Consider the following 13,813-nt stretch of genomic DNA (forward strand, 5'->3'; position numbering starts at 1 on the left):
GTGTTTTCGGACGCCCGCAAGTGCATTAAACGACGGACAGGTGCGTTAGACAGGTGGATCGGAGGGGCTTTCATGGCAACGACACGCACGCACGAATCCGAGCACATTCCAGAGGACGTCCGCGACGTGGCCGAGCGTTTGCGCTCGCTGCCGACGGATGTACCCGAGGGACTCGAAGCACGCACGTTCGAGGCATCGGTCGTGGCGCTGCGCGAAGGACGCGCGCGGCGATCGGGCGTGCTGGCCCGGATCGGACCGGTGCGATGGATGGCGCCGGTCGCGGCCGCGGCGGCCGTGGGCTTGCTGGCCTGGGCCGGCGCAACGCTCATGGCGCCCGCCACCACGCCCAGCGAGCAGCCGAGCGTGGTGACAACGGTGGCCCTGGACGAGCAAGTGTCCGCCGCGCTCGAGTACGCCGACCTGTTCGCCGATGCATCGTGGAGCGAAACGCTGGCCGAAGACGTCGAGTCGCTGGACGAATCGTGGGAACCCACGGTGGAGTCCTGGTCATTCGAGAGCGAGTTGGGGGCCGGTTGATGGCACGTCTGCATCGAACATCCATGGGAGTCAGCGCCGCGCTGCTGGCGTCGCTCGTGCTCGTACCGCTTGCGTTTGGGCAGGACGATCCTCCCGAAGCGCCGCCCGCCGATCGCGGCCAGTCCGACCCGGGCCGATTGAGTGCCCTGGTGGAGCGACGGCTCGATCAGGCCGAGCGACAACAGGAACGCCTGCGCGAGATCAAGCGTCGGCTGGATGCGGGCGAATCGCCCGCCGCCATTCTCGCGGAGCTGCGCGAGCGTGGAGAACTCGGCGTGCTCGGCGAGTGGGGACGGGGCTCCGACCGCGACGGGCCGCGCAGGTTCCGAGATGGCGAGGAATCACGCGACCCGCAGGATCTTCCGCCGGAGGCCTATGAACTCTGGCGTACCCGGATCCTGGACTTCTTTGATCGCCACGCGCCCGAGATGGCCGAGCGTCTCCGGGCCGAAGGCGAGAACGAGGAAAGCCGCCGAGCGGTGCTCCGCTTGCGTCGCGAGGTCGAGAGGCTGATCGAGTTGCGTGAGCAGGGCTCCGACGAGTTCGAGCCCGCGCTGGCTCGGCTGCGCAACGGCATCCGAATCGCCGATCTTCTGGGCGAGGTACGAGCCGAAGCGCAGGCCGGCACGCTCTCGCCCGAGAAGCTGCGCACGATGCGGCGCGACTTGACCGAACTGGTGGTCACCCAATTCGACGCGCAGCTGACCGCCCGGGCAAAGTGGCTCGATCGGATGGGCGACCGGCTGCGCGGCGCACGAGAGAAGCTCGAACGCGAGCGGGCCGAGCGTTCGCAGCGTATCGAGGCCGAGGTGCAGGCCATGCTGGATCGTGCCATGAAGCCCGGCGAAGATCGGCGCGATGGTGGCCCCCGTCCGGGCGGCCCGCGGAACGGTCCGCGCTAGTGGCGGTCAACTGACGATCGAACCGGGCGGCAGGTCGGCCATCGGGCTCAGGAGCACGACCGTGCGCTCTTCCTGGCCCTTGGCCGCGTCGCTGCCTGCCAGCAGCATACCGCGGCTTTCCTCGCCGCGCAGCTGCCGAGGCGCGAGGTTCGCCACGATCACGATGCTGCGACCAACCAACTCCTCGGGCGTGTAGTGGCCCTTGATGCCCGCACAGATCTGGCGGTGCGTGCCGCTGCCGTCGTCCAAGGTGAGCTTCAGCAGCCGGTCGGCCTTGGGGTGATCGACCGCCTCAAGCACCTTGGCCACGCGAAGGTCGACGCGGGCGAAGTCCTCGAACACGATCTCGGGCTTGAAGGGCGACTCGCTCTGGGCGGGTGCATCGGCGGGCGGGGCTTGTTCGGACATGCTGCGGCTCCTTGGTGAAGAAGCCAGTCTACGGGCCCGAAGGCGGCTCTTCCGAGATTTGCCCGGGCTCGGCCGGCTCTACGGGCTGGTCGGGCGCCGCCGGTGGCTCGACCCATCGACCATCGCGCCACAGCGTGTGTTCAACCAGGATTCCGTACCGCGCCGCCAGTAGTTCGGGCACGCGGTCGGGGTCGGGGTCCAGCAGGGGCGCGCCGCCGTCGGCTGCGATCTGGGCGCCCCAGCTCTGGTGGATGCCTCGCAGCAGCCGGCTCTCGAATCGGAGATGATTGAGAAACTCCTGCTCGCTCATCGGCGGGCCCGGATTGCCGCGGCAGGTTGGGCAGATCAGCGTCTGGACGCCGTCCTCGCCGCGCCTGGTGATCACCCTTGAACCGCCGCACTCCAGGTCGGGCCAGTCTCGCAGCGCCCGCTCGAAACGGCTGAGTCCGCTCAGCCCGCCGCTGCCGCCGAGAAGCCGACCATACCGCTCGAAGACTTCGCGGACCGCTTCATCCTCGTACAGCCTTGCGGCGCGTCTTCCTTCGCCCGCTCGGGCCAGGCCCAGCGCATTGGCCGCGGCAAGGGCGACCTCAGGCGCCACGGTCAGCGTGGTGACGCCTGCGCCCGCTCCGCGAGTTGCGCGAGGGTCCACCAAGCCAGCCACGGCATAGAGCCAGGCCGAACCCTCGTCCGATGCTTCCAGCGATGCCAGGCCCAGGCAGGCGCCGGCCATGACCTCAGGACGGGCGCGCGTGCGTCGCTCCAGGTCGTAGGCGACGGCAAACAGGTGGCGCGCCAGGTCGCGGTCTTCGGGCGATCCGGTCTCGCTGGAGACCTCTTCGGCCAGTTCGAGGTACGCCATGGCATCGCTGGCGTCGAGGGCGGTGAGTCGCTCTTCGAGCCGAGGAACGCGTTGCATGGCCGTGCGCAGGGGTTTGCGCTCGGGCTCCGACTCGGCCGGTGTTTCGGGCTGGGGTTCAGCCTGGGGCTGGGTCTCGGGCTCGGTGGGCTCCACCGGGGGCGCGAACTGGGCGCGTGCGACAGCGGCACACACCAGGGGCAGCATGATGGTCACCAGCTTGCTCATTGGGGGCCTCCGCTCGCTGCCTCGGCCAGCTTCAGGCGCCAGGCCTCGAGGCGAGCGCGTTCGACGATGGCGATCTGCTCCAGAACACCCTTGGCCGCCCGTCGATCTTCCTGGAGCTTCGCAAGCTGGTCGGCCAGCCGCATCGAGAGCGAGGGGCGCTCGGCGGCGGTGTTGTACAACGTGATCTCCGTCAGTGCCGACTGGTATGCCGCGAACCACTGCACCCGGCCTTGTGCGAGCCGCGTTCGCCCGGCGAGCCGGCGATCAACCTCGCCGGGGCTCATCGGCCAGATCGATGGCGGGACGACGCGGTCGGCCCGCTGGCGAGCGCGATTCCAGAGCAATTCGGCCGAGAGTTCGGGCGGGTTGTCCGACTGGGCCGAACTGGTCGACGAGATCGATAAGTTTCTTGCGTATGCGTCGGCGATGACGTCGGCGGCGCGGTCAATCTGAGCCAACTCGCCCTCGGCCGCGAGCAGGTGCAACAGGCGTTCAACGAGCGTGCGGCGCGCGACCAACTCCCATGATTCGCCGGCGGGCAGACGCTGCCCGGTCACCATCTCCACCATCTCTCGACGTCGCAGTTCGCCGCCGGGCAGTGGGAACGCTTCGAGCACGGCCGCGATGACGACGGGCTTGCCCGCGTGGCTCGTGAGCACGGCGCTTGCCTTGTCTCGCACGCTGGCGGTTGTTCCGCGCAAGTACGCAAGTGCGACCAATTCCGCCTCCACGGCGTGCTGTGGCCCGGACCGCATGAGTTCATCCAGCAGGTCGGCCTGCAATTCGGGCCGACGTTGCTCGAGGTATCGCAGGGCCCATGGGCTCGGGTCGCTGTGGCTTGCCATGTAGATCGAGCGGGTGCCGGCGGTAGCTTGCGATGCCTGCGAATCGAGCCCGCTGCGCAACTGGAGCAGCTCGACATCGGCCTCGTTGGCCAAGCCCTGCCACAACAACTCGGCAGCGGTGTTGAGGCGCGCCGAGACTGCCGCGTCGACGGCGTGGGCTACCTGTGAGGATCCCAGCGGCGCCTCAAGATGGCGTCGCGCCTCGCCCAGCCAACGGTTGGTGACCTCGCCATGGGCCAGGGCCGACTGCACGTTCCACGCGGCGGCGAACCGATCGCGCACTTGAGATCGCTGGGACTGGCTCGCGAGGACAGGCAAGACCATGGTCGGATCGACACCCGGCGCACCCGAAGCCGTCGCCAGCACGTTGGTGACCGCATGCAGGTCTGCAATCGTGATCGCCGGATCGTCGAACCACGCCAGCAGACGGGATCGTGACTCGTCTTCGGGCCGCCAGGGCAGCGCCACGACGAGCCGGCGCACGATCTGGAAGACGCGCTCGTCCGTGGGCTCGGGGCCGCGCATCAACACGCCCTCGAGGCCGGCCAGGAGCATCCGATGCCCCAGTTGCGGCTCGCTCGCGGCCAGCCCTTCGACGGCCTGCAACCACGCGATCCAGGACTGCGGTTCGGAATCGAACGGCTCGCCGACCAGGGCTTCGAGTTCGGCTCGCAGCGCGACCGTCACGCCGGCGTTGAAGTCGCCGACGGCTCGCGCCTCGACGGGCGCCTGGGCCAGCAGGTAGCCTCGCAGGCCCTCGACGGCCGGGCCCGGGAGGTTCTGTTCCTTGTTCAGGCGGACGAGTGCGCCGACCTGCCAGGTGCGGGCGGCCAGTGTCGGCGAGGCCTCGCCTGCGCGCAGCGGTGCGGTCAGGAAGCCGATGACCCGACGCGTTGCGGCCTCGTCTTCTCGCACGAGGTAGAGATGGTCGATGACCAGCCCCAACGCCGCCTGCCGCTGGTCCGGCCTCACGCGTGGCCAATTGTCGGCGAGCGTCAGCACGGCACGCTCGAATACGGCCTGGGCGGAAGGCTCGCCCTTGCGGCGCCGGTCGGCCGCGAGGCGGAGATCCGTGACGATCGTGTCGATACGCGTGTCGGGCGTTGCGGCGGCACCTCGCTCGAGTTCGGCCTGGCGTTCGGCCTCCGCTACGGCCCGGGCCTGTTGTTCGGGCGTTAGGCCTTCGGACGTGGTGGGCGCCGTGGGTTGTTCGGCTTGTGCTGCCTGCTGGGCCGCCTGGCCCGAGCTGCGCATGACCGGAATGGCAATGAGCACTGCGGCGGCGGCGACGAGCGTCAGCACCACGGCCACGGCCATGGCACCGAGCAATGCGAAGTCATTCGCGCCGCTATGAGATGGGCCCGACTCGGCTGGAGAGAACCGGCCGGGGTCGGTCACGCCATCGTCACCGTCGCTTGCGCCATTACCCGCCGCCGGCAGTGCCGGACCACTCTGTCGTGCCAGACGCGTCAACGCGACGGCAAGGTCATCGCCGGTCAACCCGCGGGCGTGGGCGAGCATCGATAGATGGCGCATGGTCGTGGCGTTCCAGCCGCCGTGCGCGCCAAGTGCGAGCACCGCGTCCTGCTGGAGCGCCAGGTGGGCCGGTGGCAACTGGTGCGGCCGGCTCCACCGCGCGGGTAGATCGGAGGGCTGATCTTCTTCGATCGCAAAGCCGGTCGAGCGCCGGCGACTGCCCAGCAGTTGTGCGGCGGCGGCGTGCAAGGCCAACCTGGCTTCGTCGCCCAGTGGCGTGCCGCCGTACCGGTGCGCGTTGACGCGGGCCAGCCGCTCGTTGAGCGCGGCGACGATCTCGCCGTCGTCGGCGTGCTCGGTATCGATGCCCAGCAGGCCGGCGGCGCCGGTGTTGGGCTCCAGGCCCAGGATGCCCGCGATGGCGGCCTCGCGCGGGGTTGGTTGCGGGCGCCCCGGTGGTGGGGGAGGTGCGTTGGTCATGGCGCATCCTCCAAGGCCGGCCCGGGCAGGTCGCGACCGGTCTCGAGCGATTCCAGCAGCGTGTTCAGCCGCGACGCCCATGGTTCGGGCGTCCCGGGATAGAGCAAGAGGTGCTGACGCAACGCGTCGATTGCTCGGGGCGCGTCGCTCCTTCCCAGCAACCGCGCTGATTCGTAGCGAGCCCGAAGGGCCATGGCCGAACCATCGGCGGCGCCGGCGAGCAGGCGGCGCCACGCGTCCAGCGCGTCGTCGTTGCGGCCGACGAGTTCGCTGGCATACGCGAAGCGAGCAAGCGAGAACGCGTCCGCCACGTCGGCCGCCTTCAGGCGTCCGTCGATCGCCACGACGAGATCGAGCATCTCGCGTTGCTGGCTTTCTGATCCTGCCGCGCGGCCGAGCGTCCATGCCGCACGGGCGACGCTGGTGTGCACGCCGAAGGCCTGCGGGCTGGCGAGCGTGCCCTCATCGCTGCCCATCTGCGCGATGACGGGTCGACCGAACTCGACAACTTGCCTTGCATAGTCCGCGTTGTCCGGAGCATCGGCAAATCGCTGGGCGGCCCAGGCATACATGGCACGATCGGCCAGCGCATCGAAGACGCCGTCTTCTTCGTCGAACGTCTCGGCGATTCGCTGAGCCTCGTTGGCATCGTTGCGGGCAAGGGCAACCTGCAGCCGACGAAACGCGATCTCGGACTCGATCGACTCGGGAGGCGCACCAACCCGAAGCCGGAGTTCTTGGACCATCTCCAGCAGCGCATCGGCTCGCTCGGTATCGGGTACCGGAGAAGCCAGGATGACCTGGAGCATCGCTCGCGCCAACGCGAGCGCACGATCGGCCGACTGCGACGCCGTTTCAAGGTCCCCAGTTGCCGCTCGCCGGCGATCGATCGTGAGCAACTCGTCGGCCACGGTCAGGTAACGCAGGGCCGCGGCTGAACGGGCGTCGCCGGTCAGCCGACGCAGCCGGGCGTACAGCAGTCGTTCGGCCCGGCGGCGTGCGGCTTCATACAGCGGCGAATCCGGTTCGACGTTCAGCAGGATCTCGACGGCTTTGGGGTCGTCGGCCGAGGCCGCCCCGGCGCGGGCAACGAGAAGGCGTGCGGCACGCTCGGTTCCCGGGAAGCTCTGGAGGTAGAGCGTGACGAGCCGATCCCGCCGGGGTCCGATGCCGTCGGCGCCCTCTCGGATGGCCGCATCGAGCGCGACGATCGCGTGCCATAAGGCGCGTTCGGCCTGTTCTGTGTCGCTCGCGGCCTCGTGGGCGCGCTCGAAACGATCGGCCGCGTCGAGCATGGCTCCACCCATGTATGCCGACATCGCCGCCAGTTGCATGGCCTGGGCGCGCTCGTCGGGAAAGCGGTCGGCATCGTCGGCCTGGAGGGCTGCGTCGAGCGCGCGGACTGCCGCGGCGTACAGGTTTGCGACCGTGTCGTCCGTGGCGATCTGGCCCTCTTCGTATCCTGCCGCGTCGTATGCCTCGGTTGCGCGCTGGTAGGCGTTCTGCCCACGCACGAAGGCGAATATGAAGCCTTCGCCCTCGAGCGAGGACGTCCCGTACTGCTCGACCAGCGATCGAAGCACCGAGACCTGGTTCTGGCGGACGATGTCCTGGATCGCCGCGTGTGCGATCTCCTCGAGGATGGATTGATCCCTCGGATTCAATCGCTGGCGGGTCAACGCCTCCCACGCCACGTTGGCAAGCAGCTGCGCTTCAAGTGGCTCAAGCCCCAGCTTGCCATCGGCACGACGCGAACGCCGCATGCGATCGCTGTGATAGGCCAGGTCCCGCCAGCGCCCGGCTTCGCCCAGCACCAGCAGCCGACAGACGAACAGCCGATCTCGGATGCTTTCCGAGAGCGTCGGGGCAGACTCGATCTTGTCGATCCATCGCAGCGCGGTGTCGGCATTACCCAAGAGGGATTCGCAGAATGCCGCGGCGATTGCAGCGTCGGCCACGTGGTCGAACCGCATCAGCCGCTCGTCGGCCCGTTCGACACTGGCGGCACGGTTCTCCTCGGCGCCCAGCAGCACGCCGAGGTCCTTCAGCGCATCCATGGCGTAGCGCTCGCTACCGGTCATCACCGCCAGGTAGTAGCGCGTCCAGCCGAGCAGGTAGTGCGCCGTCGATCGAACCCGGGCCGCTTCCTCGTATGCGTCCTGCTCCTGCTCATCCAGACCGACGGCCGAGCGGCGGCGTTCGAGTCGATAGGCGGCTTCCGAGGCCGTCTGTGCGACCGACGAGAGCTCGGGCGCCAGCGAGCGCAGCGTCCGTTCGGCTTCGGCGAGTTCGTCGGTGGGGACGTTGTTCAGCCGGGCGCGCTCGGCGACTTCCTTGGCCCATTGATATCGCGCGCGAACGAGCGCCAAACGCAGGTCGCCGGCGTCCTCTTCGGGGAGCTGACGCGTCAAGCGCTGGCCGAGTTGCTCGATGCGCTGGCGGTCCTCCGCGGTCGTGGCACGCGCGAGCAATTCGACGTACAGATCTGCCAGCCGCTTGGCAAGGGCCCGGCGGTCATCGACCGACGCATTCTCGAATTGATACCGCAGATCTGCGGCCTCGACCTCGCGCAATTCGTGCTGTTCCAGGTATGCTTCGAACCGCTGTTCGTCTTGTGCGTGCGATGCCCGGCCGGCCAGGACCAGCAGCGAGCATGCGAGCAGAATGGCGCTAGTCGGCGGGAACATACGTCCTCTTCACGAATCCGGCGTCCAGTGCGTCCTGCATGACGCCGGCCACGGCCGCCCACGGCGCCCGGTCGGTCACCCGAACAAACAAACCACCCTCCTTGGGCAGTTGTTCGAGGGCCACCGCGAGTGCTTCGCGATCCGCGAAAACCCGCGTGCCCATGCGATACGTCACGGCGCCGTCGGTCTGATCGATCGTGACGATCTGCGGCTTCAGGTCACGCGCCTGTCCGGCCCCGCGCTCGCCTTGCAGCGTAGAGGCCACCCGGCTCTCGGGCGGCGTGATCGTGGCCGTCACCATGAAGTAGATCAGCAGCAGGAAGACCACGTCGATCAGCGGCGTCAGCGGGAGGTCGCCCGCGTCGTCTCGATAGCTCGGGGGACGCACGCGCACGGCTCAGCCCCGCCCCGATCGATTGACCGTGGCATGGCTCCACTGGCGCACGCCCATGCCCGTAAGCCGCCGGGCCAGTTCATTGACCGGGCCCGCCGCCGCCCCCTGGTCGGCTCGCAAGAGCACACGCAGGTTCTCCGGCCCGCCCGCGCGGTCGGCCTGTTCCTGCACGATCTCGATCACCCGCTCGAGCGAGCGCATGCGCCCGGAAACGAGGAAGGCACCGTCGGCGCGAACGTCGATCATCAGCGCTTCGGGATCGCTTACCGACTCCTCGGCCCCAGGCTCGTCTGGAAGGTCGACGCTGGTGCGGCTGACTTCGGCAAAGCGCGCCGTGTACAGGAAGAAGATGATCACCAGCAACACGACATCGATCATCGGCGTCATGTTCACCGTAAATCGCACGCGTGCTGGCTTGGACCCAAAGAGCATCGTGTCAGTCCGTTCCGTGGGCCATCAGCGGGCGCCCGCGGTGGTGGGGGCGGGCGCCCGGCCGGCCGGGGTGGGCGACTGTCCGCCGGCGGGCTTGGCACTCTGGATGCGCGCGGCGAGTTCCTCGGTCAGTTCGGCGATGCCCTGAGCCAGGGCATCGACCCGGTTGCGGAAGAAGCTGTGCAGCGCCGTCGCCGGGATGGCCACGATGAGGCCAAGCACCGTCGTGATCAGGGCGACGGAGATGCTCGATGCGAGCGCTTCGGGTCGCACGCCCTCGCTTACGCTGAGCGTCTCGAACGCGCCCACCAGGCCCACGACCGTGCCCAGCAGCCCGAGCATGGGCGCGACCGCGGCGATCAGGCCCATCGGGTCGGTCTTGCGCTGGAGCTTGGCGAATCGCTCCTGGCCCGCCTCTTCCAGCGCTGAACGAAGCTCCAGCAAGCCGAAGGGCGACCGAAGGCACCGCGTGAGCGCCGCGGCAAACATGCCCGTCAGCAGGCAGCGGTTCTCCTCGGCCTGGCAGAACGCCAAGGCGCCGCGCACGTCGTTGGCCGCCAGCAGCCGGTCGAGACCTTCGACCACGCGGGGTGGCGCCAGTCGGGGCAATCGGATCTCGGCAAATAGCCAGACGGTCATCAGCACCGCCGTGAATGACAGCAAGATGATCACGATGCCGATGGGGCCACCCGAGAGGATGTGCTGGAGCAGCGTCTTGCCGTCGTCGGTCGCGGGCGTCGCGGCCGGGGCGGCCTGGGCCACCAGGCTGGCGACCTGGGAAATCAGCGGGGCGAACGCGCCCGGTACAAGGCTCATGGGGTCTCTCCGGCCGTCAATGGTTCCGGCGCCGTTGTGGCGGCGCTCTGATCGCCGCGCAAGAGGGGTGTCAATGCAGGCCACGATAGCGCAGGCGACTGCGGGCTCACGCGGACGAGTTCATCGGCCAGCGATCCTGCCACGACGGCCTGGCCGAGCTTCGCCAGCGTGACGGCAGCCTCGGCAAGCGCAATGTCCGCCAGTGCGGGGGCGTCGGCTCGGTGCAACACGTGGACCCGCAACAGTTGGGCCACGCCCCGAAGCTGGAGTTCTTCCTCATCTTCGAGCACCATCGAACGACCGATGGCGGCGCGGATCCAAGCCGCCAGCCAGGGCGAGCCGGCGTTGTTCAGGGCGGCCTCCAGCCGAGCTCTGGCGGACGTGCGCGCCGGCGGCGCAAGCACGCGAGCGGCGACGATATCGCGTACGAGTTCGCTCGCCGGTTCGCGTGGAACCTCGGGCAACTCGTCGATGGTCTGCCCGAGTTCGTATCGGGCCGCGGCCTGGTACAGCGCACGCATGGCGGCCGCCTTGTCGCGCTCGCCTTCGACAGGTTCCAACTGCGTGACAAGCTGGAGCGAAGGCGTCGCCACCCACATGGGCGGAAGCAGGTGGCATAGCTCGGTACCCGCATCAATGACCTGCGGCAGGCCGGCCTCGCGCGCCCATTGCCGATGCGCGAAAGTCGTGCGTGGCTGGCGCACGATGGACGCGTCGAGCCACGCCAACCATGGTTCGATCGCCGCTGCCGTGGCGCCGCGCGCCAGCCGGCACCGGAGCAGTCCTTCAGTCACCACCAGTCCCGTCGGCCCACGCAACCTCTGGCCATCGGATCGGGCCCGATCGAACACCTGCTGGAGCAGGGGTTCGGCCAGGACCAAGTCGCCGCGTTCCACGCGCGATCGGGCCCGCCACGAATTCATCGCAAGCGCATCGAACGGTTCCGATGCCTCGGCCAGCGATGCCGGCGGCCGGAGCACGCGATCCCACCCGACGATCACGACGTCGCCTTGGGAGGTCCGCACCTGGACGCCCTGCGGCCCGACACCCATGGCGCGTCCGGGCGGTGGCTGCTCGAACCCTCGCAGCACCAGTTCGTCCTGTGCTGCCAGGGGCGACGCCAACGAGAGGCATATGGCCACGACCGCCAGCCTCAACGCGGGCCCTCGATGTGCGTATAGGTGCCGCGCGTGGACGTGGCGATGCGCCGCATGAGGGCCTCGCCCTCGCGGCTGCGGAAGGTGATGCAGTGAATCGGAATATTCACGCGCTCGAACATGGAGAGAATTTGCTCGGCTTCATCGTCGGAAAATTCTCCGTCGGTCATGAAGTAGATTGCGTCGGGCCGGGGCTCGAGCATGGCCACCAGCTCGAAGCCCGCGGCGGGTCGCGTGGCGCCCTCGGCGCGGGTCGCGAGCACGTGCGCCCGCGCCCAGTTCTTCCCGCTGTCGGTCGCCTCGGCCCAGACAACGCCGCGATCGCCCAGCGGCCGCGCGCCCGAGTTGAAGAACGCAACGAAGAAATTGGAGGAACTGAACAACCCCGTGATGGATCGGATGAGCTCCTGCTGCAGCGATTGCAGGCGACCGTCGTTGACCATCGAGCCCGACGTGTCGACCACGAACGCGAAGTTATTCCCACGGGCCTCGACGCCGAAGAAGCTGGCGCCGGCGCCCACGCTGTCTCCGCCGCCCAGCCCGACGCCTTCAAGGTCTCCGCCGCCCAGCTGCAATGACACGTCGCCCATCGATTCGGCGAGGTCGGACATGTCGACTTCCAGCGCGCCCAGGTCGAGCTCGGCCTGCATCTCCAGGGCCGAACTGGACGCATCGGTATCGGGGGCCTCCAGCGCCAGTTCCTCCGCGGCGATCTCGGCCAGCTCCGCGTCGGTCATCACCGCAAATTCGACCTCCGGCGAGGCCGAGCCCAGTTGGGCGACGGGCTGATTCATGCGGATCAGGGCGGCGATGAGCAGGATGACCACGTGCACCAGCAACGACACCGCCGCGCTGCTGGCCAGCAGGGGCACCTTGTGGCGATTGACCCACGCCAGCACGCCCGTCCGCTCTTCGTCGGCCTGGGATGTATCGGGTTGATCCGGGGGAGTCATCGCCAAGGGTTGTACTCACGAAAGGGCGACCGAGATCGCTTCCCGTTCATCGACCGGACGGCCACGGCCGCCCGAAACCGTGTGCCTACCCTGACTCCGCTACCAGGGGTCGAGGCCGGAGGTTGCAGACAGCCGTCCGCGATATTGGTTTTCCCTAAAGCTCGCCCGATGCCGGGGCCGCCTCTGCGTATGCACGATCGGGGTTTGCCGAGCCACATGCACACCGTTGATGACCCCAGCCCCGCTCCCAAGCTCCAAGCGCCCGATGGCGATCGGGAGCCGAACCGCTTGCTGCTCAAGCTGAGCGGCGAGGCCTTCGGACGCTCGGGCGCGGGCGTCGACCCCAACCTGCTCACCGACATCTGCAAGGAAATCGCCCAAGCGACCACGCATGGCGCCCAGTTGGCGATCGTGGTCGGCGGTGGCAACATCATCCGAGGGGCCCAACTGGCCGCCGCTGGCCTGGTGCAACGGGCGACCGCCGACCACATGGGCATGCTCGGCACGGTCATCAACGCCCTGGCGCTCCGCGAGGGGCTGACCTCGGTGGGCGTCGACAGCCGCGTGATGAGTGCCATCGAGATCCGCGCCGTTGCCGAAACATTCATCCGCGGGCGGGCGATTCGCCACCTCGAGAAGGGCCGCGTCGTCATCCTGGCCGGCGGCACGGGCAATCCGTACTTCTCGACCGACACCTGCGCATCGCTGCGGGCGATGGAACTGGGCTGCCGGGTCTTGTTGAAGGCCACCAAGGTCGACGGCGTGTACTCGGCCGACCCGAACATCGATCCGAAGGCGACCAAGTACGACCACCTGACCTTCTCCCAGGCCATCGACAAGGGCCTGGGCGTAATGGACATGACCGCTCTTGCCATGTGCCAGGAGCAGGACATGCCCGTCGTCGTGTTCAATTTCCAGAAGCCCGGCAACATCGCGGCGGTCATTCGCGGCGAGAACATCGGCACCCGCCTTTCCGTGCGATAATCTCTCCGGCGGCGAGCCATTCGGCCTCGCCCGACCGGCGGCTGAAGAGGACGTTCACATGTCAACCGACCCCGACACCATCTTGTTCGAAGCCGAAGACGCCATGGAGAAGGGCGTGGAGTACCTCAAGCAGGAACTCCGCGGCATCCGTAGCGGCCGCGCGAGCACGGCCCTGATCGAGTTCCTGAAGGTCGAGTACTACGGCGCGAGTACGGACCTGAAGGCTCTGGCTGCCATCAGCGTGCCCGAGCCTACGCAGCTGCTCATCAAGCCCTTCGACCAGGGCGCGGTGGGCGACATTCGCCGGGCCATCGAGGCGGCCAACCTGGGACTGAGCCCGGTGGTCGAGGACAAGTCCATTCGCATCAACGTGCCGGCCCTGACCTCCGAGCGTCGCCAGCAGCTCGTCGCGCGGTGCAAGAAAGTGGGCGAGGAAACGAAGGTCGTGCTCCGCAACGCGCGGCGCGACGCCAACAAGCACGCCGACGCCCTGGCCAAGGATTCCAGCGCCCACATCTCCGAGGATCAGGTCGCCGACCTCAAGGACCAGATCCAGGAGATGCTCAAGAAGCACGAAGCCGAGGTCGACCGCCGCGTAGCCGAGAAGAGCAAGGAAGTGCTCGAGGTTTAAGCCCTCGGCGGCAATCGCACCGAC

13 protein-coding genes are annotated in these 13,813 nt (G+C 68.3%); 4 read left to right on the forward strand and 9 right to left on the reverse strand.

Annotated elements, in window-relative coordinates; all coding sequences use genetic code 11:
- Window positions 1–72: 72 nt before the first annotated feature.
- A complete protein-coding gene (locus tag RIE32_00135) occupies window positions 73–537 on the forward strand; it encodes a hypothetical protein (protein ID MEQ9094650.1) in 465 nt (154 codons plus the stop codon).
- A complete protein-coding gene (locus RIE32_00140) occupies window positions 537–1,439 on the forward strand; it encodes a hypothetical protein (GenBank protein MEQ9094651.1) in 903 nt (300 codons plus the stop codon). The genes RIE32_00135 and RIE32_00140 overlap by 1 nt, the downstream gene beginning before the upstream one ends.
- Window positions 1,440–1,445: 6 nt before the next feature.
- Here RIE32_00140 and metG read toward each other — a convergent pair whose 3' ends face one another.
- The 9 genes from metG to RIE32_00185 are packed head-to-tail and all read right to left on the reverse strand — an operon-like array spanning window position 1,446 to window position 12,174.
- Complete coding sequence (gene metG / locus RIE32_00145) at window positions 1,446–1,847, reverse strand: methionine--tRNA ligase subunit beta (protein MEQ9094652.1); 402 nt, start codon at window positions 1,845–1,847, stop codon at window positions 1,446–1,448.
- 28 nt (window positions 1,848–1,875) lie between these two features.
- Window positions 1,876–2,934: a hypothetical protein gene (locus RIE32_00150; protein MEQ9094653.1), complete on the reverse strand. Its 1,059-nt coding sequence runs from the start codon at window positions 2,932–2,934 to the stop codon at window positions 1,876–1,878.
- Window positions 2,931–5,735 carry a hypothetical protein gene (locus RIE32_00155; protein ID MEQ9094654.1) on the reverse strand — a complete coding sequence of 935 codons (2,805 nt, stop codon included), beginning with the start codon at window positions 5,733–5,735 and terminating at the stop codon, window positions 2,931–2,933. The genes RIE32_00150 and RIE32_00155 overlap by 4 nt, the downstream gene beginning before the upstream one ends.
- Window positions 5,732–8,422 (reverse strand): hypothetical protein, encoded by a 2,691-nt coding sequence (locus RIE32_00160; protein ID MEQ9094655.1) that lies wholly within the window; start codon window positions 8,420–8,422, stop codon window positions 5,732–5,734. Before RIE32_00160 ends, RIE32_00155 begins: the two co-directional genes overlap by 4 nt.
- Entirely contained in the window at window positions 8,406–8,816 is a 411-nt protein-coding gene (locus tag RIE32_00165; protein ID MEQ9094656.1) for a biopolymer transporter ExbD, read from the reverse strand. The genes RIE32_00160 and RIE32_00165 overlap by 17 nt, the downstream gene beginning before the upstream one ends.
- Before the next feature lie 3 nt (window positions 8,817–8,819).
- Window positions 8,820–9,248, reverse strand: a complete 429-nt coding sequence (locus RIE32_00170) for a biopolymer transporter ExbD (protein ID MEQ9094657.1) — start codon at window positions 9,246–9,248, stop codon at window positions 8,820–8,822.
- Window positions 9,249–9,272: 24 nt separating this feature from the next.
- Window positions 9,273–10,064 (reverse strand): MotA/TolQ/ExbB proton channel family protein, encoded by a 792-nt coding sequence (locus tag RIE32_00175; GenBank protein MEQ9094658.1) that lies wholly within the window; start codon window positions 10,062–10,064, stop codon window positions 9,273–9,275.
- Window positions 10,061–11,206, reverse strand: a complete 1,146-nt coding sequence (locus RIE32_00180; protein ID MEQ9094659.1) for a hypothetical protein — start codon at window positions 11,204–11,206, stop codon at window positions 10,061–10,063. Before RIE32_00180 ends, RIE32_00175 begins: the two co-directional genes overlap by 4 nt.
- Before the next feature lie 11 nt (window positions 11,207–11,217).
- Complete coding sequence (locus tag RIE32_00185) at window positions 11,218–12,174, reverse strand: vWA domain-containing protein (protein ID MEQ9094660.1); 957 nt, start codon at window positions 12,172–12,174, stop codon at window positions 11,218–11,220.
- A 216-nt stretch (window positions 12,175–12,390) separates the two neighbouring features.
- Between RIE32_00185 and pyrH the strand changes: the two genes are divergently transcribed.
- Window positions 12,391–13,158 carry a UMP kinase gene (gene pyrH, locus RIE32_00190; GenBank protein ID MEQ9094661.1) on the forward strand — a complete coding sequence of 256 codons (768 nt, stop codon included), beginning with the start codon at window positions 12,391–12,393 and terminating at the stop codon, window positions 13,156–13,158.
- A 58-nt stretch (window positions 13,159–13,216) separates the two neighbouring features.
- Complete coding sequence (frr, locus tag RIE32_00195) at window positions 13,217–13,789, forward strand: ribosome recycling factor (GenBank protein MEQ9094662.1); 573 nt, start codon at window positions 13,217–13,219, stop codon at window positions 13,787–13,789.
- Window positions 13,790–13,813 lie beyond the last annotated feature (24 nt).

It is taken from the genome of Phycisphaerales bacterium, from assembly GCA_040221175.1.
Taxonomy (GTDB): domain Bacteria; phylum Planctomycetota; class Phycisphaerae; order Phycisphaerales; family UBA1924; genus JAHCJI01.

Excerpts from the sequence above, each read along its gene's own strand:
- RIE32_00135 (MEQ9094650.1), top strand. The coding sequence starts at position 73 with ATGGCAACGACACGCACGCACGAATCCGAGCACATTCCAGAGGACGTC.
- RIE32_00140 (MEQ9094651.1), top strand. The coding sequence starts at position 537 with ATGGCACGTCTGCATCGAACATCCATGGGAGTCAGCGCCGCGCTGCTG.
- metG (MEQ9094652.1), bottom strand. The coding sequence starts at position 1,847 with ATGTCCGAACAAGCCCCGCCCGCCGATGCACCCGCCCAGAGCGAGTCG.
- RIE32_00150 (MEQ9094653.1), bottom strand. The coding sequence starts at position 2,934 with ATGAGCAAGCTGGTGACCATCATGCTGCCCCTGGTGTGTGCCGCTGTC.
- RIE32_00155 (MEQ9094654.1), bottom strand. The coding sequence starts at position 5,735 with ATGACCAACGCACCTCCCCCACCACCGGGGCGCCCGCAACCAACCCCG.
- RIE32_00160 (MEQ9094655.1), bottom strand. The coding sequence starts at position 8,422 with ATGTTCCCGCCGACTAGCGCCATTCTGCTCGCATGCTCGCTGCTGGTC.
- RIE32_00170 (MEQ9094657.1), bottom strand. The coding sequence starts at position 9,248 with ATGCTCTTTGGGTCCAAGCCAGCACGCGTGCGATTTACGGTGAACATG.
- RIE32_00175 (MEQ9094658.1), bottom strand. The coding sequence starts at position 10,064 with ATGAGCCTTGTACCGGGCGCGTTCGCCCCGCTGATTTCCCAGGTCGCC.
- RIE32_00185 (MEQ9094660.1), bottom strand. The coding sequence starts at position 12,174 with ATGACTCCCCCGGATCAACCCGATACATCCCAGGCCGACGAAGAGCGG.
- pyrH (MEQ9094661.1), top strand. The coding sequence starts at position 12,391 with ATGCACACCGTTGATGACCCCAGCCCCGCTCCCAAGCTCCAAGCGCCC.
- frr (MEQ9094662.1), top strand. The coding sequence starts at position 13,217 with ATGTCAACCGACCCCGACACCATCTTGTTCGAAGCCGAAGACGCCATG.